The following is an 18,348-nucleotide window of genomic DNA, read 5'->3' as shown; positions in this document are numbered from 1 at the left end:
CCAACCGGAAAAATATGGCAGCATGTTTTGTCACGGTGGTCCATCTGTACAGATAGTCGTCACGTTAGCGCGTTCCGACTTATCCGTTGGGAGGCGCTTTTAATTTGCGACCGTGTAGCTTTTTATTTTGAAAATTGAAGGAGGTCATGTTTATCATGACAAAGTATTTTACCTCAGAATCCGTTTCAGCTGGTCATCCCGATAAGATTGCCGATCAAATTGCCGATGCCATTTTGGATGCCGTTTTAGCGCAAGATCCTTATGCGCGCTCTGCCGTTGAAGTGACAACATCAACAGGCGATGTCTCAATTTTTGGCGAATTATCAACCTCTGCTTATGTGAATGTGCGCCAAATTGCGATGGATACCATTCGTGAAATTGGCTATAACCAAGCGGAACTTGGCTTTACGGCAGATTCTGTGAACGTTTCTAACCGCATTGTGGAGCAATCAGGTGACATTGCGCAAGCAGTTGACAGCGCAGATGATGATCCAGAACAATTGGGTGCTGGAGATCAAGGCATGGTCTTTGGCTACGCCACCAACGAAACGGATAATTATTTACCGTTAACATTGGCCTTATCACATCGTTTGATGCGTCAAATTCGCGATGTCCGTGAAGCTGGCACATTAAATTACTTGCGCCCCGATGCTAAGGCAGAAGTGAGTGTGGAACTGGATGATAACAACCAAGTGACACGGATTGCGGCAGTCGTTTTGTCAACGCAACACGATGAAACAGTCACTTTGGACCAACTGCGAGAAGATGTCCGTCGGTTAGTGATTGATCCTGTTTTGCCACAAGATCTGGCCGACGATGAAACGATTTACTACATTAACCCATCTGGTCGTTTCGTTCTTGGTGGCCCACAAGCAGATTCTGGTTTGACAGGTCGTAAGATTATTGTCGATACTTATGGTGGGGCGGCCCATCACGGTGGTGGCGCATTTTCTGGTAAGGATGCCACTAAGGTCGATCGCTCAGCGGCTTATTTTGCCCGTTATGTGGCTAAAAATCTGGTGGCTGCCGGTGTTGCTGATAAGTTAGAATTGCAAGTTGCTTACGCAATTGGCGTGGCACAACCTGTGTCATTAAACATTGAAACTTTTGGCACAGCCAAAATTGACGAAGACAAGATTCGTGACATTACGGCACAACTCTTTGATTTCCGACCTTTGGCCATCATCAATCATTTAGATCTCCGTCGTCCAATTTATAAGCAAACAGCCGCGTTTGGTCACTTTGGCCGGACAGATATCGATTTACCTTGGGAAGCATTGGATCAAGTCGACAAGATTAAAGCATTGATGTAAATGCTGGTATTTTGAATATGTTAGAATAGGGTATGGCTAAAAAGCAAGCGACAATTCAATTTTTAATGTTTGGTATTGCGGTCGGCGAGAGTATGACCGTGCTATCCAACAGTGAACAAGGGGCCCTACTGTCCGATCCAACCTATTTTAAGCAAGAGCTACGCTGGGGGTCACAAACGAGTTTGTCATTGACGACCGTTGCGAGTTTGTCGCGTGGTTATCAGTTAACTGACGTGATGAATCATTTCCAAAATTGGTATAAAAAGCACCAATTTGCACCCGAACGAACGCGTCAACGCATTGATGTCGTCACTAAAAAGGCGATGGATAATTATAGTAAAAATCGAGACACCCTGGCTTCTGGTATTTTAGAAGACGTGGCGGATAGTGAAGATATTTTAGTTCGGATGTTACCCGTTGCATTATATTTGCATCATGAATATGGCGTGTCATTTATTAATGATGAATCCGCCATGTTGACCCTACATCGCATTGCAGGCTTAACGCATAATGCAGAAGGTGCCTTGGTGAGCGTGGGGATGTTAAGCCTTATTGTGAGCCAGATTCTTGAAAAACAACCCATTCGGGATGCCGTAGAAAACGGCTTGGCCTTTGGCTTTGAATATTATTCTCGCCATAAGGTTTTTGAATCAGAATTAAACGCATTTGAGGAACTTAACTTGCCGGACTTTGCTAATATTCCGGTTGGTAACATCGTGTTAGATGGTCGCAGTGCCAGCACATTAGAAGCGATTATTTGGTCGTTATTAAATAGTCAGAACTATACTGAAGCGATGAAAAATGCCTTCATGCACGGCCACGCCAATAGTATTGTGCCAACGGTTGTTAGTGCCATTGCAGCTATTATTTACCAAGAAGATTTGGTCATTCAAGCTAGTGAACATTTGACATCACGAAAGTTGATTGTCAGTGTGACCAACCAAGCAGAACGTTTAGGCCGTTTTAATTAAAAAAGCGTTATCTCTATTGTTAATAGAGATAACGCTTTTTTAGAGCCAAAATGGATAGGATTGATAATCAATGGTCAAACCAAAAGTACTAGGTTGCAATGTTTCACCATCAACTTGGCCTGGTTGCATGTCACGAACGTAAATTTGTGTGCCGTGTTGGAGCGGGATAGTTGTCACGTTTGGGTGAGCAAGATGACTACCATCCTTTTTTAAGGCCATAAATAATTTTAGAAACTGGAGAAATGACATCTTTTTGGCGATGACGAGGTCGAGACCTTCCTGAGTTAAGTCAGCCGTTGGGAGTAGGGCAATGCCACCACCAAAAAAGGGCTGGTTGGTAATCGTCACCAAAAACGCCTGAGTAAACTGTTGGTACTGATCGCCAGTCATGACAGTCATTTGGAAGGCTTGTTGTTGGAAAAAAGCGGCTAAAGTTGTGGCTAGATAACTGAAGTGTCCTAACCCTAGGCGGTTCAGCCGTTTTTTCCAAGGTGATTGGTTGGTGTGATCAACCACTAACGCATCAAACCCAATGCCCAAATTGTTAATGAAGTATCGCGTTGTCTGATACAGCCCATCATCTGTCATCCGACCGACATTAAGTTGCCGGGGCTGGGTTGTTTGTTTAAGATGATACAGCGCCTCACTAGCTGTCCCTAAATGCGCTGCTCGGGCAAAGTCATTACCCGAACCAAGTGGGATATAGGCTAAGGGAATGGGGGCTTCACGTTGAGTTTGTAATAAGCCATTTAATACTTCGTTTAAGGTGCCGTCCCCACCGATCGCTAAAACAACCGCCTCGGGGTCTGTGACCGTATTAGCGATATTTTTTGCCAATTTGACTGCGTGGCCAGCATATTGGGTATCGGACCAGCGCACGATTGTGCGTAAATGTTTAATTTGACTGATAATATCGCCGTGTGCTTGGTTACCAGCCTGAGGATTGTGAATCACGTAAAAATTCGGCATGATGGTTATTCTTTCGATAGAAACTAATTTTATTGTAACAAAAAAAGCCCCAAAGGGCTATGTGTGGTGATTATCCTAAGAAGTGGCGGAGTTGCGCCATGCGGTTAATTAAAGCCGTAATGGCAATTGGCGCACCTTCTTTAATTTGCACAACTTGCAAAGCGATTTCGGCATGCTGTTGTTCTTCACGGGTTTTAGGACCAATTTCAAGGTCGAAAATATCTTTGACAATCATAATGTCGCGTTCAACATCGGCCCAAGCAGGACTTTGTGTCTTCAAGATTGCGAGTGCATCAAGATTGACAAAGCGGGCGAGTTCACGGAAGTCATCCTTCATACTTGGGTAATTCCGGACAAACGCTGACAGATGATCAGCGTTTAAGTTTTCAAGAGCTCGACCGAAGCCGATGAATTCTGGTGGCACACCGATTGAATAAAAGGCACCGGTGAAGTTGATGGCACGTGGTAATTCAATACCGTCAACTGAACGTGAGTAACCTAAGACCCCAACGTGTTGGCGACGGTCACGACGCTTTGGGAAGGCCTTGAAAATCGGTTGCATATCAGGCACCAATTGGTCTAGGGTGTGCGCATAAAATTCAGCTGATTCTTCAGCGACTTCGGCTAAGATCTTTTGGTCAGCAGCTGAAATCTTCAATGGTTCAGCGGTTGGCAACTTTTCCTTTAGTTCGGCAATCGCTTGTTGGACATCAGCAAGTGGGAAATCATAGCGGAAAGCAGACTGAACTGTTGCCGTACGAACACCAGGGAATTCTTTGACGTAACGATCAATACGGTGTGGTGACAAGCCACCACGGAAAATCGCTGAACCAGTCCCTGAAATTGGATAAATTTCAATGTTTTCTTCACGGGCAAATTCATGTAAGCGCGCAATGGCCAACTTGTTACCCGTAATTGAGCTCATGAAACCAGCTGTCAACGCTGAATCAGATCCAGCCAGGAAAACACGCATATACTTTGGTCGGAATCCAAAATGTTCTTCATGCAACTTGAGGTAGTCTTTCAAAATTTCTGGTGCGTGAAATTGGGTGTAAAAATCCTCAAATAGGGGAATAATTTCAATATAAGGGGTGTTTTTATCTGAACGGGTAAACTCAACTGACTTAAAGTTGGCTAGCTTTTCAAACAAAACTTGCATCTTTAGCAACTGATCAGCGCGTTGTGCCATTGGCAAAATGGCTTCAAATAATGGCCGTTGTTCAAAGCCTAAATCATGCGCGAAATCTTCTGAACTTAAAATGGCAGTCATCGCTTGCATCAAGTTATAGCCTTTTTCTTCCCAAATGTTTGGGAAGCGGAACGTCAAGAATTTATCACGACCAATTTGTTGGTCTTTAAAGTAATCATATTCGGTGCTAAATAGGCGATCAATGACGGCAGCATCGGCGTGCTTACCTTCCCAATCCCACATGTATTCATCAACATTTAATTCACTGAAATTTTCAAAAGCTTCGTTCATTTCGCGATAGGCGCTGATAAAAGGTTGTTGGGATGCATCCCAGAAAGGTGCATTCGCATTATCGGGGTGTTGCGTACCCATAATCGTAGGGATTTTTCGTTGTGTCATGATGGCTCCTTCATATTGTACTTCTACTATTCTAGCATATTGGGCTCGGTTTGAAAATGTTAATGTCAAGTTTTATACGTTGACCTCTGCATAAAAGAAAATAATGTTCGGTATTTATCGATTCAAGGCAACAAAAAAACACCCAAAAGCGGGTGTTTTGTCATTAGACCATGATCAACATTGGTAAGATCATTGGCTTACGTGCTGTTTCACGATACAAGAAACGTGATAAGTCATCAATAACGGCTTGACGAATATCAGCTTCAGTGGCGTTAGCGTTATTCATCACACGACGCATCGTGCCAAAAATAATCCGACGGCCTTCATTAATTAAATCACCAGACTCACGCATGTATACAAAACCACGTGACAAAATATCTGGGCCAGAAAGAATTTCTTTTTTCTTTAAGTCAATAGTTGCCGTCACCACGACCAAGCCATCTTGTGAGAGCTTTTGACGATCGTGCAGGACAACTGATCCGATATCACCGATACCTGAGCCATCAATGTAAGTGTCTTCGCCAGGGAAATGTCCCGCAATACGGGCATTTTCGCCATCAAGCGCTAAGACATCACCATTTTCCAAAATAAAAGTATGGTCTTCAGGGATATCGAGTTCGTGTGCCAATGAGGCATGAACTTTCAACATCCGATATTCCCCGTGCACGGGCATGAAGTACTTTGGCTTCATGAGGGCTAACATCAACTTTTCTTCTTCTTGGCCACCGTGACCAGAAGTATGAATGTTGTTGACCTTACCATAAATGACATTAGCACCGCCTTCTTCCAGCTTATTAATCACTTCATTGACTGAAGCGGTGTTACCTGGAATAGGAGATGATGAGAAAATAACGTTGTCATTTGGCTTCAAGCGAATTTGCTTGTGCGTGCCTTCAGCAATGCGAGCCAAAGCGGCCATCGGTTCACCTTGTGAACCAGTTGATAAAATCAACAGTTCATCATCAGGGATATGCTTAATCTCAGATTGTTCAACCAGCATGTCATCTGGAATGTTCAAGTACCCTAAAGCACGACCATTGTTAACAGCTGATTCCATTGAACGACCAAAGACAGCAATTTTACGCCCATGAGCAATCGCAGCATCAGTCGCCATGCGGACACGGTTCATGTTTGAAGCGAAAGTCGCAAAGATGATACGGCCCTTTGTAATTTTGTCAAAAATTCGGTTAACCGATTTGGCCACCCAGGCTTCTGACTTGGTCCATTCAGCACGTTCAGCGTTGGTTGAATCACTCATCATGAGCAAGACACCTTTTTCACCAAGACGCGCCATTGACCACAAGTTAGGTGGCTGCTTTGTTGTTGGTGTGAGATCGAACTTGAAATCACCAGTTTCAACAATTGTCCCAACTGGGGTGTGCACCGCAACACCAAATACATCAGGAATTGAGTGGGTTGTCCGGAAGAATTCAACACTTAATTTATCAAATTCAAGGACAGTCCCATCCGTAATCTCGTGTAATTCAACGCGATTGAGCAGTTGTTTTTCTTCGAGTTTGTTCTTAATTAACGCCATTGCTAGTGGCCCAGCATAAACTGGAACGTTAACAGCTTGTAAAAAGTAGGCGATTGCACCGATATGGTCTTCGTGTCCGTGGGTGATAACCAGTGCTTTCACGCGATCGATATTATCGACTAAATAAGTATAGTCAGGAATAACGTAATCGATACCAAGTAGTTCATCTTCGGGGAACTTAATACCCGCGTCAACAACGATGATCTCATCTTGATACTCAATACCATACGTATTCTTACCGATCTCGCCTAAACCGCCTAGCGCATAAACGCCGACTTCGTTTGGTTTAATATCTACAGAATATGTCATAGTTTAGAATGTTGTGATTTCGAAGTTTGGGTTAGCTTTTTCGTAAGTCAATGCCTTATCTGAAAGTTCTTCGATAAATTCAACGTTGTAGTTGGTGTTGTCTTCAATAATTTCCCGTGCTTGTGGCAAGCTTTCTGCCGACAAGTAGAGTGAAAGGGTTGTTTCACGCTTGGGATTGCGTTCAGGATGTTCCTGGTAATAAACTTTGTAAATCATAATGCCTCCAAAATATCGTTAATTTTTTAATTTGTCACGAACGAAAACCTATATTATAGTGTACCACATAGCACGCGAAAACGGGAATGTTGTCGGCTTATTACTTGATTATTCCCATTATCATTGTTAAATTTGATGTAGGGGGGCGAAGACATGTCAGTCAAATCGATTACCGTTTTTATGGGCTCGCAACTTGGTGCAGATCCAGAATTTACGACAATTGCATCAGCGCTTGGACAAGCATTAGCGCAACGACAGATCACACTTGTATACGGGGGTGGTCGCGACGGCCTGATGGGTGTTACGGCACGTGCCGCAATGGCACATGGTGGCCAAGTCATTGGCGTGTCGCCAAAAAACTTAGCAGAAGAGACGATGCCGGCAGCTGATATCACGCAATTGATGACCGTTGAGACCATGTCTGAACGCAAAGAATTACTGATGTCACTTGCTGATGCGTTTATTGTTTTACCGGGTGGGTTTGGCACGCTTGAGGAATTAGCACAAGTGTTAAGTTGGGCCAGAATTGGCTTACATCACAAACCACTCGTACTATTCAATGTGAATGGGTACTATGACCATTTGTGGGATTGGCTAGCAGATAGCGTAACAGCTGATTTTGCCGTACCAACGGACTTAGCAGCGGTGCGGTTATACCAAAGTGTTGACGACGCGTTGCGCTATCTTGCTACCATTTGAAGGTATGAGAACAGGGGAAATCATATGCCAGAATACACAATGTTAGCCGACTTTATTCGGGTTTACATGTCATCACTAAAACACATGGAAACCATGCTCTCACAGCCAATGCGTGAATATGGGCTGTCTTTTGAGCAGTGGTTGATTATGGCAGCCATTGCGCGCAGCGAAACGCCACTGACTTTAACTGAAATTGCGGCTGAACGAAAAGTGACCAAAGGCGCTGTTGGCCGCCAATTAAAGCCGATGCTGGCGTTAGATTTTGTGGTGCAAACGCCAGATGAAAACGATCGACGGCGCATCCTCCTTTCCTTGACACCAGAAGGGCAGCGCATTGAGGCGGAGTTGACGAAGCGCGTGCGCGCCCGTGGGAAGGCCTGGATTGAGGCGTTTGGTCTCGAAGAATCCCGTGATTTACTAAAGGATATTCATCGATTTGATGAGTTGATTATGAAACCAGCGCTCAATGGGAAAAACATTGAGAAATCATGGGGGTTGTGGTAAAATTTTATTTTGTATGAAGACTGCATCATAGGCGGTTTTCTGGTATAATAAACTAAATTATTTATAAAAGAGGATATTGATCATGGCAATTGGCATGAATGATTTAAAGAATGGTTTGACAATTGAGTATTCAAACTCAATTTGGCGCGTTTTGGATTTCCAGCACGTTAAGCCAGGAAAGGGTGGCGCATTTGTCCGCTCAAAGTTGAAGAACTTGCGTACAGGCGCTGTGAACGAAGTGACTTTCCGTCCTGGTGATAAGTTCGAACAAGCTGATATCACAACACGTCCAATGTCTTACTTGTTTGCTGAAAACAATGGTCGTGTCTTCATGGATGTTGAAACTTACGAACAAATTAACTTGCCAGATGACAAGATCGAAGCTGCTTTGAAGTTCTTGCTTGAAGGTATGGAAGTTAAGATCACAATGTTTGGTAACGAAATTTTGGGTGCTGAATTGCCATCAACAGTTGCTTTGAAGGTAACGGAAACACAACCAGGCATCAAGGGTGCGACAGCAACTGGTTCAGGTAAGCCAGCAACAGTTGAAACTGGGGCAACAATTACTGTGCCTGACTTTATTAACGAAGGTGAAACAATCATCGTTAATACTGAAGACGGTTCATATAAGGGCCGTGCCTAATTACAAAGTGTGAACTAACACAAGCTGATGGTGCTAACACGGCACAATTGTTGTCATGTTATCCAGTGGCTGCGTGTTGTAGGGAACACAGATAAAAAGTTCCCTAGGGGAACTTTTTATTTTAAAAAATATTTTCGAGGATGACATCATGGCCAGAGAAATTAAGCGTAGCAAGCAAGCTACAAAGAATATTATTTTAGCAACGCAACATACTGTTGCGGGGACAACACAAGTGACGCCAGAAGTCATTGAAGTGATTGCACAAATTGCAACGCAAGAAGTACCAGGTGTTTACTCAATGCGTGGTAAGTTGTCAGATCACTTTACGAACGCCTTTGGTTCAAATGCACGTGGTAAGGGTGTCGAATTAACACAAACTGACGCCGGTTTGATGATTGATGCTTATGTGTTTTTGCAATATGGTGTGGCTGTGCCAAAGGTTGCGCTTGACATTCAAAATGCCATTCAATCTCAAATCACATCCATGACAGACTTAAATGTTGTACAAACAAATGTCCACGTGAGTGGGATTGTGCCAGAAAAAGTATCCAATCAATTTGATCCAGATAATCTATTTGGTGAAACAGAAACAACTGAGGTGGCCGATTAATGGCGAATTTATCACGACATGAGTCACGTCAAGCAGCTTTTCAGGTGCTGTTTGCCCTTGAAAAAGATCCTAAGAGTAATAACATTGACAATCTTTACGATATCGTCTTAGATGGTAAGGACTACGATGATTATTTGCCACGCCTTGTTAATGGTGTTTTGGGGACAAAAGCAGATCTTGATGCGCATATTACGGCCCATTTGTCTACTGGTTGGGCAATTAATCGTATCAACAAAGCAGATCTTGTGATTTTGCGCTTGGCCATTTATGAATTAAACAATCAACTGGTACCTTATAAGGTAGCGATTGATGAAGCATTAATTTTGGCTAAAACATTTGCTGATGAAGACGACCGTAAGTTTGTTAACGGGTTGTTAAAGCATTTTGCGCCAACTGATACACCCAAGGTCGATTAGATCGTTAAAAGTCGCTTGGCGGCTTTTTTTCTTAAAAACAATTATTGGGTCATGATGACGAGACGACAAAAGAATGGAGGAAAGGATGTTATCCTTTCGGGACAATGTCCAAATAGAAAATGGCAATTTATGATTTAACCAAAACGCCGGCTGACAGTTACGATACACACACGCATCTTAATGATGATAAGTTGTTTCACGATGTGCCTGCTTATATTTGCCGTGCCAATGAATTCCGGGTTATGGAAATGAACATTGTGGGTTATGATGCAGTGGGTAACGCCCGTGCCTTAGAAATCGCCCAAGCGCATGATAATATTTATGCGGTATTAGGTTTCCAACCCGAAGATACGGTTGACTTTGACGCAGCAGCTGCACAAACGCTTGAAGCACAATTACAAGCAGACAAAGTGGTTGGTGTTGGGGAAACAGGGCTAGATTACTACTGGGAAACAGCACCCCATGATGTCCAAAAGCAAGCATTTGAAACGCATCTTGCTTTGGCAAAAAAGTATCATCTACCCGTTATTATCCACAACCGTGAGGCATTTGATGATGTGTATGCCATGTTGAAGGCTAGCGGCGTGACAAAAGGTGTGATGCATAGTTTTTCTGGTACGCCTGAACAAGCGCTAGCGTTTGTTGACTTGGGGATGCATATCTCATTTAGTGGGGTTGTGACCTTCAAAAAAGCAGAAGAAGTGCGTGAAGCGGCCAAAGCGGTACCACTTGAACGAGTGCTTGTTGAAACAGATGCGCCTTATTTGGCACCAACGCCATTCCGAGGTAAGGATAACGAACCTGCTTTCGTTAAGTATGTCTTGGATTCATTAGCGGAAACGCTTGATATGACCCCTAAAGCATTGACGGAAATCACGCGTACCAATGCGCATCGTCTCTTTTTAAATCATGACTGACAAACCAAAAATCAACGAAATGATTGTAGTTGAGGGGCGGTCGGATACACAAAATTTGGCGCGGGCAGTGATTGCTGACACCATTGAAACGGGTGGCAGTGCCGTGACACCCGATGCCATCATGCGCGCTAAACACGCGGCTGAAACCCGTGGGGTGATTATTTTGACCGATCCAGATTATAATGGGCAGCGGATTCGACAAATCATGTCGGCGCATGTCCCTGACGCTAAGCAGGCTTATATTACGCAAGCTGCAGCTCGGGCGGCAAAAGATAATCCGCATAAGTCACTGGGCGTCGAGCATGCCGAACCAGCAGTGTTACGTGCCGCTTTGGCACAAGTGATGACACCGAAAGTGGCACAAACCAGTGATGTGGATCAACATTTTCTGTTACAACACGGGTTATTAAGTGGCCCACAGGCACGGTTACAGCGGCAAATACTTGGTGAGGCCCTACATATTGGCTATACTAACGGTAAACAACTCATGAAACGCTTGCACCAATTTGGCATTACACAAAACCAAATACGCGCAGCACTACAAAGGACACAAGAACATGGCAGAGACAATTGATATTGCAAACCCAACCCGTACCCAAGCGATTTTGACACAATATGGGCTCCATGCTAAGAAAAAGTTTGGACAGAATTTTTTAACGGATTTATCGGTATTACATGGTATCGTCGATACTGCTGAAATTACAGCTGATGATTATGTGATTGAAATCGGGCCAGGAATTGGGGCGCTGACGGAACAACTTGCCCGTCGTGCAAAACGCGTTCTGGCGTTTGAAATTGACCCACAAATGGTGGCGGTGTTAGCGGAAACGTTGCAACCCTATCATAATGTGACAGTCGTTGAACAAGATATTTTAAAAGTTGATCTCGCGCAAATGATTGCAACTGAATTTGGTGTCGGGGCGCGGGTGAAAGTTGTCGCAAACTTACCTTATTACATCACCACGCCAATTTTGATGCAGTTACTGCGGTCTAACATTGCGTGGGATAATATTGTCGTGATGATGCAACGTGAAGTCGCCGATCGCTTAAACGCGGCGGTCGGGACAAAGGCATATGGTGTGTTGACTTTGACGGTCGCCTATTTTGCCCAAGCAACCCTAGCCATTAATGTGCCGGCAACATCATTTAACCCATCACCAAATGTCGATTCAGCCGTTGTGAAGCTCACACCACACACACCAGAAATAGTAGTTGATCAGCCAGAACGCCTTTTCGGTGTGATCAAAGGGAGCTTTTCACACCGACGCAAGAGTCTTTGGAACAACATGCTGCAAACTTACGGCAAAGATGCTGAAGCAAAAGAAAAAATAACGGCCGCCTTGACGGCCGCTGACATTGCACCATCTGTTCGTGCCGAACGGCTTGATTTAACTCAGTTTACACAGTTGTATTTGGCTTTGCGCGCTTTTGGGTTAACACAATAAACGTATATTTTTTCGATTATTACGTGTAATATACAGTATAATTTGCAATTGCGCGTGTTTCGTGCTAAAATGAGTTAAGTTTTTCACGAAAGGTGGTATAAAAATGCCAAGTAGTTTACAAGACATCAAAACTGAGCTTGATGCCCATGTCGGAGAAGAAGTGACGGTTGTGGCTCAAGCTGGCCGTAAGAAAATCACTGAGCGTAGTGGTGTGTTACGGTCGACTTTTCCATCACTGTTTGTCGTGGAATTAGATGAAAATGCGAATTTTGAACGCGCATCTTATAGTTATACCGACATCTTAACCAATAACATTAACATTACATTTGCCGATTAAACAAAATGCCCGTATGGGCTTTTTTTGTAGTGATGAGAAAATATTACGATGAACAAACAAGCATTTTATGCCATTTTGACCTTACTACTGATTCCGCTGGGAATCTGTTTAATTATTTTAAAAACGACGGTGCCGTCATCGGGACCCAAACATAGTCCAGTTCAGATTGTTACCGATCGAATTGCTTACCAACAGTTGGCTAAAGCCATTGTTGCAGAGGATGGCCGCGTGACCGTTTTAGATGGTAAATTGACAACGTCGCAACAACAAAAACAATTTAAGGGTGCAGAGGTTGTCCTAACTGATAATCATGCTAGCCCACTACTCACCCAACGGCAGAAATTACATTTACGTTCTAAAATTTTAGTCGCCAGTGATAGTTTTCAAGGACCAGACGCTAACAATTACTGGTTGAGTCCCCAAGTTATTTTGCAAACCATTTCCCGCCTATCGGATCTTTTAAGTGATTTGGATCCACAAAATCGGGATTTTTATATTCGACAAAGTCAGCAGTTATTGGCACAAACACAACCGTTAGCCGATGGGATTGCGCGTTTACAGGCGGAAAAAAATGTTCAGTATTTAGCCACAAATCACGCGCATCAGGTCTTTATGACCCAACTGGGTTATCAGCCAGTACAGCAAGATTTGGCATCTGCTACGACGGCTGATTTCGATACGTTAGCGAAAAAAATGCAGGATCATACCATTCGCTTTGTGTTGACCGCCAGTCAAGATCAATCTGAGCAAGATCAACGCGTCATGCAGTTAGCGGCGCAATATCAAGTGCCGATCATTACTTTTAATCAAGTTTTGCCAGCAGGCGAAAAAGTATGGGATTGGCAACTCAATTTTGTGAACCAATTACAAGCAGCACTAAAACCAGTAGAGGGTGGAAAATAATGGGCATCATTGAAACAAAAGATTTTGGCGTGCGTTATGGTGAAAAAGTTATTTTTTCAGACGCAAATATCGACATTCCGGCCGGTCGTTTTTTTGCCATTTTGGGCGAAAATGGTGCGGGCAAGACCAGTTTTGTGAAAGCACTCATTGGTCAAAATGTCCAAACGGTTGGGCAATTATCACGACAAGTAAAGCGGATTGGTTTTGTCCCGCAGTTTCGAGATATTACCCGTGACTATCCTTTGCAAATTTCTGAATTCGTTGGCCTGACTTTTAACCGTGGTTGGCGTTTGTGGTGGAATACCAAAGAAAAACAAGCCATTCAGGCAGCGCTGTCACGGATGGATTTGTTGGCAATTGCTGACCAACGATCGGGGTTGGTTTCAGGTGGCCAAAAGCAACGCGTTTTTGTGGCCCAAGCGTTAGTTCAACAACCTGATTTATTAATCCTTGATGAGTCAACAGCGAGTCTGGATCACGAACACAAGGTACAATTGCTTAAAACCGTGCAACAGTTACAAAAAGAGCAGCAATTGACCATTCTATTTATTACGCATGAATTGAAGTTAATTTCACAGTTTGCTGATGGCTATCTGTTGTTTGAAAATGGCCGGGTGACGCAGGGCGATAAAGTAGCCTTACAAGCCTTGACGAAGCAAATGACGCATATGCATGAAGCGCACGTGCATGAAGAAAATGAGGTACATGATGTTCAATTATGATTTTATGCAAAATGCGTTTATGGCTGGCACAGTCGTTAGTATTGTTGCTGGAATCGTTGGCACGTTTGTCGTGGCGCGAAATTATGCCTTTCTGACACATAGTTTAAGTGAAATTGCCTTTGCGGGTGCGGCCTTTGGTTTGTTTATTGGTTGGCCAGCGTTGTTAGGGATGATGGCTGCAACCAGTGTTTCATCATTAGCCATTGGGGCCTTGGAGTCCGGTTACACGAAGCGAGATAATGTCACTAGTGCCATATCGGCATTAGCCATTGGCTTGGGGATTCTCTTTTTAGCCTTAGGGCATACGAGTACAACGGCCGCGACAGGTATTTTATTTGGCTCAGTGCTAGGTATTAGTCGGCAAGATTTGTGGTTATTGCTGGCGTTGGCTGTTTTTGTCATCGTGGTCTTATTGTTTAATTACCGCGCCTTACGACAACTCGCTTTTGACGAAGCGGGCATGTTTTTGCAAACACGTCGTCAAAAAGCAGTCCGTTATATTTTTCTGATTACGATTGCGCTGTCTGTCAGCATTTCATCACAACTCGTCGGGTCACTTTTGATTTTTGTTTTGGTCACGCTACCAGCTGCGAGTGCCAAGTATTATGTGACAACGACAGTACGCTTGATTGGGCTGGCGATTGTGTTTGCCTTGTTTGGCACTTGGTCAGGCTTGACGTTGGCGTATCTTACCAACTTGCCGACGAGCTTCTTTATTGCCATGATTGAGGTGATCATTTATTTGACCTCCGTGTGGCAATTCAAAAAGAATGCCTAAATACCGAACATTGGATCGCTTTTGATGTTATAATTATTGTTAAATATTAATAAAGGAGAATATGTGCTAAGTTTGTTTTAGCACAACGATATATTATGAAAACACGCCGCTCTGATCGACTGGTTGACATGGCACGTTACATGCTTGAACGCCCACGGACATTGATTTCTTTGTCTTATTTTGCCAAACGTTATGATTCAGCAAAATCTTCCATTTCTGAGGATCTTTCAATTATCAAGCGGACGTTCCAAGAACGGGGCACTGGCTTATTAGAAACTGTTCCTGGTGCAGCTGGTGGGGCACGCTTTGTCCCTTATATGACGGAAGAGGAAGCCAAGGAATTTATTGAACAAATTCGGCAAGATGTTGATGATGAAACGCGTGTTTTACCAGGTGGCTATGTCTATTTGTCTGATTTGTTGGGTCGGCCAGATATTTTAAGACAAGCCGGTCGTTTAATTGCAACGCAATACTTACGCGAAAATATTGATGCTGTCATGACTGCTGCCACTAAAGGGGTGCCGTTAGCTCAGGCGGTCGCTGAACAACTCAATGTACCGTTTGTGATTGTGCGTGATGATGCGAAAGTAACCGAAGGGCCAACTGTATCAGTTAACTATTTGACGGGTTCATCTAAGCGTGTCGAAAAGATGGAATTGTCACGACGTTCATTACGGACGGGTTCACGGGTGCTGATTGTGGATGACTTCATGAAGGCAGGCGGCACGATTCAAGGAATGCAGACGCTGGTCAGTGAGTTTGACGGGACTGTCGTTGGGACAGCGGTCTTTGCTGAAGGGCGTTCAGCCACACGGTTGTTGGATCGCTTCACCTCGTTGTTGCATGTGGATACGAACCTGAAGAATGGGGCACCAATTTTGGTGACTGCTGGTAACTATTTAGAAGAAATATATAAACACGAGGCTTAATTTTTCATGAATGATGACGTAAATGTATTAGTTTTGGCAGCCGGTCACGGCTCACGGATGCGGTCAACCACACCGAAAGTATTGCATCGGGTAGCTGGGAAGACGATGATTGACTGGGTCTTAGATGCAGTGGCACCGTTAACGCAAAGTAAGCCGATTACAGTAATTGGTGTGGGTGCAGAGAGTGTTCAGGCACATGTTGGTGATCGCAGTGATTTTGTCCTACAAACAGAACAACTTGGGACAGGACATGCGGTACAGCAAGCGCAGGCTAAGCTTGGTGATAACCATGGCGTGACCTTGATTATGTCAGGTGATACACCAATGTTTCGACCAGAAACGTTGGCTGAATTTGTTCAAACACACCAAAATTCTAAAAATGCTGTGACCGTACTTACCGCCATTGCTGATGATCCGACTGGCTATGGGCGTATTGTACGTGCAGATGACGACACGGTTTTAAAGATTGTTGAGCAAAAGGACGCTAGTGTTACAGAACGTCGTATTCAAGAAATTAATACGGGTGTTTATGTGTTTGATAATCAGTTGCTGTTTGAAGCGTTATCACAAGTGAAAAATAACAACGCGCAAGGTGAATATTACTTGCCGGATACGTTGGATATTTTGCGCCAATCTGGTCACCAAATCGGTGCACACACGTTGCATGATTTCACAGAATCACTGGGTGTTAACGATCGTGTGGCCTTAGCTGTTGCCAATCGGGTGATGCATGAACGGATTAATCATCGCTTAATGGTGGCGGGTGTCGAGTTAATTGATCCTGCTAACACTTATATTGATGCTGACGTGACCATCGGGGCAGATACAATTGTTGAAGGTGGTGTGACGATTTTAGGGCACACGACGATTGGTCACAATAATGTGATTACTCAAGGTTCACGGATTGAAGATAGTCAAATTGGCGATGACAACGTGATTACAGCATCACATATTGAGTCAGCCGTTTTGGCAGATCGTACGACAATCGGACCTTATGCTCACCTACGACCAAAGGCTGAACTAGGTGATGCGGTTCACGTTGGTAACTTCGTGGAAGTTAAACAAGCCAAACTAGCGGCTAACACTAAAGCAGGTCACCTCACTTATATCGGGAATGCCGATGTTGGCGAATCAGTTAACATTGGTGCGGGTACCATTTTTGTGAATTATGATGGGGTGAATAAGTTTAACACCACAGTTGGTGATCGTGCCTTTATTGGGTCAAATACGAAGTTGGTGGCGCCTGTGACAATTGCTGATGAAGCCATCACGGCTGCTGGCTCAACGATTACGGCGGATGTACCGACTCATGCTATGGGCATTGCCCGGTCGCGCCAAGTCAATAAAGCCGATTTCTGGGATCGCATGCCACATAAGTGAGCAGTGATCACACAAAAACGTCCTGGAGAATTGTGGTGACACAAGCCAGGACGTTTTTTATGTTAAGATATGAGTATTAAAATTCTGGGAGCAAAAATATGGAAATCACCGGTGAACGGGCATTAGAAAATATTACCGCATCACAAGCTTTCACTTTGGTCGTGGCACAGCCAGATCAGGACGATATTGCGTTAGATGCGCTATTTGAGGCGCTCGATACGCATATTGCTGATCCGAACTTTATCCATTTAGCCCTCACAATCAATGGTGGTATTGCAGCGGGTGGCACAACCTTAACGTTAGAAACGAATGTCATTAACTTGCCGCAACGTTATACGAATCAGCTCAAAAAATTAATCTGGCCAGAGAAACCAGATAACGATGTGAATCTTTATATGATTGTGGAAAATCCGCTGGTGAGCCAGTCACAGTTAAAAATTGCTTTGGCGAGTTCGGTGACAGCTTATCAAGATGATCCAGATAGTGTGAAAAGTAAAATTGCCCAATGGTTTACGGCACAACTGCAAGTGATTGTTGAACAGCAAACTATGGCCGATGCAGAAATTACTGAGGATTAAGCCTGGTAAGTAATGCGACCGGTAATCCGTATTAATTGCTGGTTTTCTGATCGGCAAGTGAAATCTAGCATATGTGGCGCACTCGTATTTTTGACACCATCAAAATGCCCTAAATCGTAGGTGGCAATCACATATTGGGCTAGTGCGTGTTTGGTGTAGCCAGCAAAGTCGGGGACTAAAATATCTGACAAGCTGTGATGTGTTGGGTTTGCTTGTGTCATAATGATGTGCTTTTCAAGTTTCGTCAATTTAATCATAAGGGTATTATAACAGGTTATTTGTGTTGAAAATTTTCAAATTTTTTTGAAAAAAGTGTTGACATTATGTTGATACTCTGGTATGATAATTATATGCGATGAGTCGAAGCGCTTGAAAAATTAGCGCCGAAGGCGGCCTGCTGTGTTAAATCACAAATCTGGGATAGATGCAGGTGTTAATGGTGGTTGTGGAACCCCATTTTCTCACCATGACTAACAGTGCTTGCACTGAGGTGACGCGACTTTGCTATTGGTGTCACCACCAATAGTCGCCCGTAAGAGCGAATCTTACATGCCAAACTAACACCTAACTTCGGTTAGGTGTTT

Annotated in this window: 22 protein-coding genes; 17 read left to right on the top strand and 5 right to left on the bottom strand. The window is 43.8% G+C overall.

The features are described from left to right. The first annotated feature begins 155 nt into the window (after positions 1-155). Positions 156-1,313, top strand: coding sequence for a methionine adenosyltransferase (gene metK, locus IE039_RS01880; protein ID WP_189428633.1), 1,158 nt, complete (start codon positions 156-158; stop codon positions 1,311-1,313). Between the two features lie 32 nt (positions 1,314-1,345). Continuing rightward, positions 1,346-2,284: an ADP-ribosylglycohydrolase family protein gene (locus IE039_RS01875; RefSeq protein ID WP_189428632.1), complete on the top strand. Its 939-nt coding sequence runs from the start codon at positions 1,346-1,348 to the stop codon at positions 2,282-2,284. Between the two features lie 39 nt (positions 2,285-2,323). Here IE039_RS01875 and IE039_RS01870 read toward each other — a convergent pair whose 3' ends face one another. The 4 genes from IE039_RS01870 to IE039_RS01855 all read right to left on the bottom strand — a co-directional run bounded on the left by IE039_RS01870 (position 2,324) and on the right by IE039_RS01855 (position 6,903). After that, positions 2,324-3,253 carry a diacylglycerol/lipid kinase family protein gene (locus IE039_RS01870; RefSeq protein ID WP_189428631.1) on the bottom strand — a complete coding sequence of 310 codons (930 nt, stop codon included), beginning with the start codon at positions 3,251-3,253 and terminating at the stop codon, positions 2,324-2,326. A 70-nt stretch (positions 3,254-3,323) separates the two neighbouring features. Further along, complete coding sequence (gene ppcA / locus IE039_RS01865) at positions 3,324-4,841, bottom strand: phosphoenolpyruvate carboxylase (RefSeq protein WP_189428630.1); 1,518 nt, start codon at positions 4,839-4,841, stop codon at positions 3,324-3,326. Between the two features lie 163 nt (positions 4,842-5,004). After that, the gene (rnjA, locus tag IE039_RS01860; RefSeq protein WP_029509593.1) at positions 5,005-6,687 is read right to left on the bottom strand and encodes a ribonuclease J1; all 1,683 of its coding nucleotides are present in this window, start codon (positions 6,685-6,687) and stop codon (positions 5,005-5,007) included. A 3-nt stretch (positions 6,688-6,690) separates the two neighbouring features. Then, on the bottom strand, positions 6,691-6,903 hold the full coding sequence (locus IE039_RS01855) for a DNA-directed RNA polymerase subunit epsilon (RefSeq protein WP_010000105.1): 213 nt from the start codon (positions 6,901-6,903) through the stop codon (positions 6,691-6,693). Positions 6,904-7,056: 153 nt separating this feature from the next. Between IE039_RS01855 and IE039_RS01850 the strand changes: the two genes are divergently transcribed. The 15 genes from IE039_RS01850 (at position 7,057) to IE039_RS01780 (ending at position 17,764) form a co-directional block, all read left to right on the top strand. Beyond that, positions 7,057-7,602: an LOG family protein gene (locus IE039_RS01850; RefSeq protein WP_189428629.1), complete on the top strand. Its 546-nt coding sequence runs from the start codon at positions 7,057-7,059 to the stop codon at positions 7,600-7,602. A gap of 24 nt (positions 7,603-7,626) precedes the next feature. Further along, on the top strand, positions 7,627-8,106 hold the full coding sequence (locus tag IE039_RS01845; RefSeq protein ID WP_010005612.1) for a MarR family winged helix-turn-helix transcriptional regulator: 480 nt from the start codon (positions 7,627-7,629) through the stop codon (positions 8,104-8,106). An 82-nt stretch (positions 8,107-8,188) separates the two neighbouring features. Next, positions 8,189-8,749, top strand: a complete 561-nt coding sequence (gene efp / locus IE039_RS01840) for an elongation factor P (protein WP_010000108.1) — start codon at positions 8,189-8,191, stop codon at positions 8,747-8,749. Between the two features lie 148 nt (positions 8,750-8,897). Continuing rightward, complete coding sequence (locus IE039_RS01835) at positions 8,898-9,359, top strand: Asp23/Gls24 family envelope stress response protein (protein WP_010005610.1); 462 nt, start codon at positions 8,898-8,900, stop codon at positions 9,357-9,359. Next, positions 9,359-9,775, top strand: coding sequence for a transcription antitermination factor NusB (gene nusB / locus IE039_RS01830; RefSeq protein ID WP_010005609.1), 417 nt, complete (start codon positions 9,359-9,361; stop codon positions 9,773-9,775). Before IE039_RS01835 ends, nusB begins: the two co-directional genes overlap by 1 nt. 119 nt (positions 9,776-9,894) lie before the next feature. Beyond that, positions 9,895-10,692 (top strand): TatD family hydrolase, encoded by a 798-nt coding sequence (locus IE039_RS01825; RefSeq protein ID WP_189428628.1) that lies wholly within the window; start codon positions 9,895-9,897, stop codon positions 10,690-10,692. Continuing rightward, on the top strand, positions 10,685-11,266 hold the full coding sequence (gene rnmV / locus IE039_RS01820; protein WP_010004937.1) for a ribonuclease M5: 582 nt from the start codon (positions 10,685-10,687) through the stop codon (positions 11,264-11,266). Before IE039_RS01825 ends, rnmV begins: the two co-directional genes overlap by 8 nt. Next, positions 11,250-12,137: a 16S rRNA (adenine(1518)-N(6)/adenine(1519)-N(6))-dimethyltransferase RsmA gene (rsmA, locus tag IE039_RS01815; RefSeq protein ID WP_189428627.1), complete on the top strand. Its 888-nt coding sequence runs from the start codon at positions 11,250-11,252 to the stop codon at positions 12,135-12,137. Before rnmV ends, rsmA begins: the two co-directional genes overlap by 17 nt. Positions 12,138-12,240: 103 nt before the next feature. Further along, on the top strand, positions 12,241-12,474 hold the full coding sequence (locus IE039_RS01810) for a Veg family protein (protein WP_010003835.1): 234 nt from the start codon (positions 12,241-12,243) through the stop codon (positions 12,472-12,474). 48 nt (positions 12,475-12,522) lie between these two features. Beyond that, positions 12,523-13,377, top strand: coding sequence for a metal ABC transporter solute-binding protein, Zn/Mn family (locus tag IE039_RS01805; RefSeq protein ID WP_189428626.1), 855 nt, complete (start codon positions 12,523-12,525; stop codon positions 13,375-13,377). Further along, a complete protein-coding gene (locus IE039_RS01800) occupies positions 13,377-14,099 on the top strand; it encodes an ATP-binding cassette domain-containing protein (protein WP_189428625.1) in 723 nt (240 codons plus the stop codon). Before IE039_RS01805 ends, IE039_RS01800 begins: the two co-directional genes overlap by 1 nt. Then, a complete protein-coding gene (locus IE039_RS01795; protein WP_048700759.1) occupies positions 14,086-14,877 on the top strand; it encodes a metal ABC transporter permease in 792 nt (263 codons plus the stop codon). Before IE039_RS01800 ends, IE039_RS01795 begins: the two co-directional genes overlap by 14 nt. Before the next feature lie 95 nt (positions 14,878-14,972). Beyond that, positions 14,973-15,806 (top strand): pur operon repressor, encoded by an 834-nt coding sequence (gene purR / locus IE039_RS01790; RefSeq protein WP_029509603.1) that lies wholly within the window; start codon positions 14,973-14,975, stop codon positions 15,804-15,806. Between the two features lie 6 nt (positions 15,807-15,812). After that, the gene (glmU, locus tag IE039_RS01785; protein WP_010005267.1) at positions 15,813-17,186 is read left to right on the top strand and encodes a bifunctional UDP-N-acetylglucosamine diphosphorylase/glucosamine-1-phosphate N-acetyltransferase GlmU; all 1,374 of its coding nucleotides are present in this window, start codon (positions 15,813-15,815) and stop codon (positions 17,184-17,186) included. A gap of 98 nt (positions 17,187-17,284) precedes the next feature. Beyond that, positions 17,285-17,764, top strand: a complete 480-nt coding sequence (locus IE039_RS01780; protein ID WP_010005269.1) for a hypothetical protein — start codon at positions 17,285-17,287, stop codon at positions 17,762-17,764. Here the strand turns inward: IE039_RS01780 and IE039_RS01775 are convergent. Beyond that, complete coding sequence (locus IE039_RS01775) at positions 17,761-18,021, bottom strand: hypothetical protein (protein WP_010005271.1); 261 nt, start codon at positions 18,019-18,021, stop codon at positions 17,761-17,763. The genes IE039_RS01780 and IE039_RS01775 overlap by 4 nt on opposite strands. Between the last annotated feature and the right edge of the window lie 327 nt (positions 18,022-18,348).

This window comes from Leuconostoc lactis KCTC 3528 = DSM 20202 (assembly GCF_014651235.1).
Classification (GTDB): domain Bacteria; phylum Bacillota; class Bacilli; order Lactobacillales; family Lactobacillaceae; genus Leuconostoc; species Leuconostoc lactis.
This window is presented reverse-complemented; position numbering and strand designations above follow the sequence as displayed.

What these genes read in the sequence shown, in the direction of transcription:
- metK (WP_189428633.1), top strand. Translation starts at nt 156, where the DNA reads ATGACAAAGTATTTTACCTCAGAATCCGTTTCAGCTGGTCATCCCGAT.
- IE039_RS01875 (WP_189428632.1), top strand. Translation starts at nt 1,346, where the DNA reads ATGGCTAAAAAGCAAGCGACAATTCAATTTTTAATGTTTGGTATTGCG.
- IE039_RS01870 (WP_189428631.1), bottom strand. Translation starts at nt 3,253, where the DNA reads ATGCCGAATTTTTACGTGATTCACAATCCTCAGGCTGGTAACCAAGCA.
- ppcA (WP_189428630.1), bottom strand. Translation starts at nt 4,841, where the DNA reads ATGACACAACGAAAAATCCCTACGATTATGGGTACGCAACACCCCGAT.
- rnjA (WP_029509593.1), bottom strand. Translation starts at nt 6,687, where the DNA reads ATGACATATTCTGTAGATATTAAACCAAACGAAGTCGGCGTTTATGCG.
- IE039_RS01855 (WP_010000105.1), bottom strand. Translation starts at nt 6,903, where the DNA reads ATGATTTACAAAGTTTATTACCAGGAACATCCTGAACGCAATCCCAAG.
- IE039_RS01850 (WP_189428629.1), top strand. Translation starts at nt 7,057, where the DNA reads ATGTCAGTCAAATCGATTACCGTTTTTATGGGCTCGCAACTTGGTGCA.
- IE039_RS01845 (WP_010005612.1), top strand. Translation starts at nt 7,627, where the DNA reads ATGCCAGAATACACAATGTTAGCCGACTTTATTCGGGTTTACATGTCA.
- efp (WP_010000108.1), top strand. Translation starts at nt 8,189, where the DNA reads ATGGCAATTGGCATGAATGATTTAAAGAATGGTTTGACAATTGAGTAT.
- IE039_RS01835 (WP_010005610.1), top strand. Translation starts at nt 8,898, where the DNA reads ATGGCCAGAGAAATTAAGCGTAGCAAGCAAGCTACAAAGAATATTATT.
- nusB (WP_010005609.1), top strand. Translation starts at nt 9,359, where the DNA reads ATGGCGAATTTATCACGACATGAGTCACGTCAAGCAGCTTTTCAGGTG.
- IE039_RS01825 (WP_189428628.1), top strand. Translation starts at nt 9,895, where the DNA reads ATGGCAATTTATGATTTAACCAAAACGCCGGCTGACAGTTACGATACA.
- rnmV (WP_010004937.1), top strand. Translation starts at nt 10,685, where the DNA reads ATGACTGACAAACCAAAAATCAACGAAATGATTGTAGTTGAGGGGCGG.
- rsmA (WP_189428627.1), top strand. Translation starts at nt 11,250, where the DNA reads ATGGCAGAGACAATTGATATTGCAAACCCAACCCGTACCCAAGCGATT.
- IE039_RS01810 (WP_010003835.1), top strand. Translation starts at nt 12,241, where the DNA reads ATGCCAAGTAGTTTACAAGACATCAAAACTGAGCTTGATGCCCATGTC.
- IE039_RS01805 (WP_189428626.1), top strand. Translation starts at nt 12,523, where the DNA reads ATGAACAAACAAGCATTTTATGCCATTTTGACCTTACTACTGATTCCG.
- IE039_RS01800 (WP_189428625.1), top strand. Translation starts at nt 13,377, where the DNA reads ATGGGCATCATTGAAACAAAAGATTTTGGCGTGCGTTATGGTGAAAAA.
- IE039_RS01795 (WP_048700759.1), top strand. Translation starts at nt 14,086, where the DNA reads ATGTTCAATTATGATTTTATGCAAAATGCGTTTATGGCTGGCACAGTC.
- purR (WP_029509603.1), top strand. Translation starts at nt 14,973, where the DNA reads ATGAAAACACGCCGCTCTGATCGACTGGTTGACATGGCACGTTACATG.
- glmU (WP_010005267.1), top strand. Translation starts at nt 15,813, where the DNA reads ATGAATGATGACGTAAATGTATTAGTTTTGGCAGCCGGTCACGGCTCA.
- IE039_RS01780 (WP_010005269.1), top strand. Translation starts at nt 17,285, where the DNA reads ATGGAAATCACCGGTGAACGGGCATTAGAAAATATTACCGCATCACAA.
- IE039_RS01775 (WP_010005271.1), bottom strand. Translation starts at nt 18,021, where the DNA reads ATGATTAAATTGACGAAACTTGAAAAGCACATCATTATGACACAAGCA.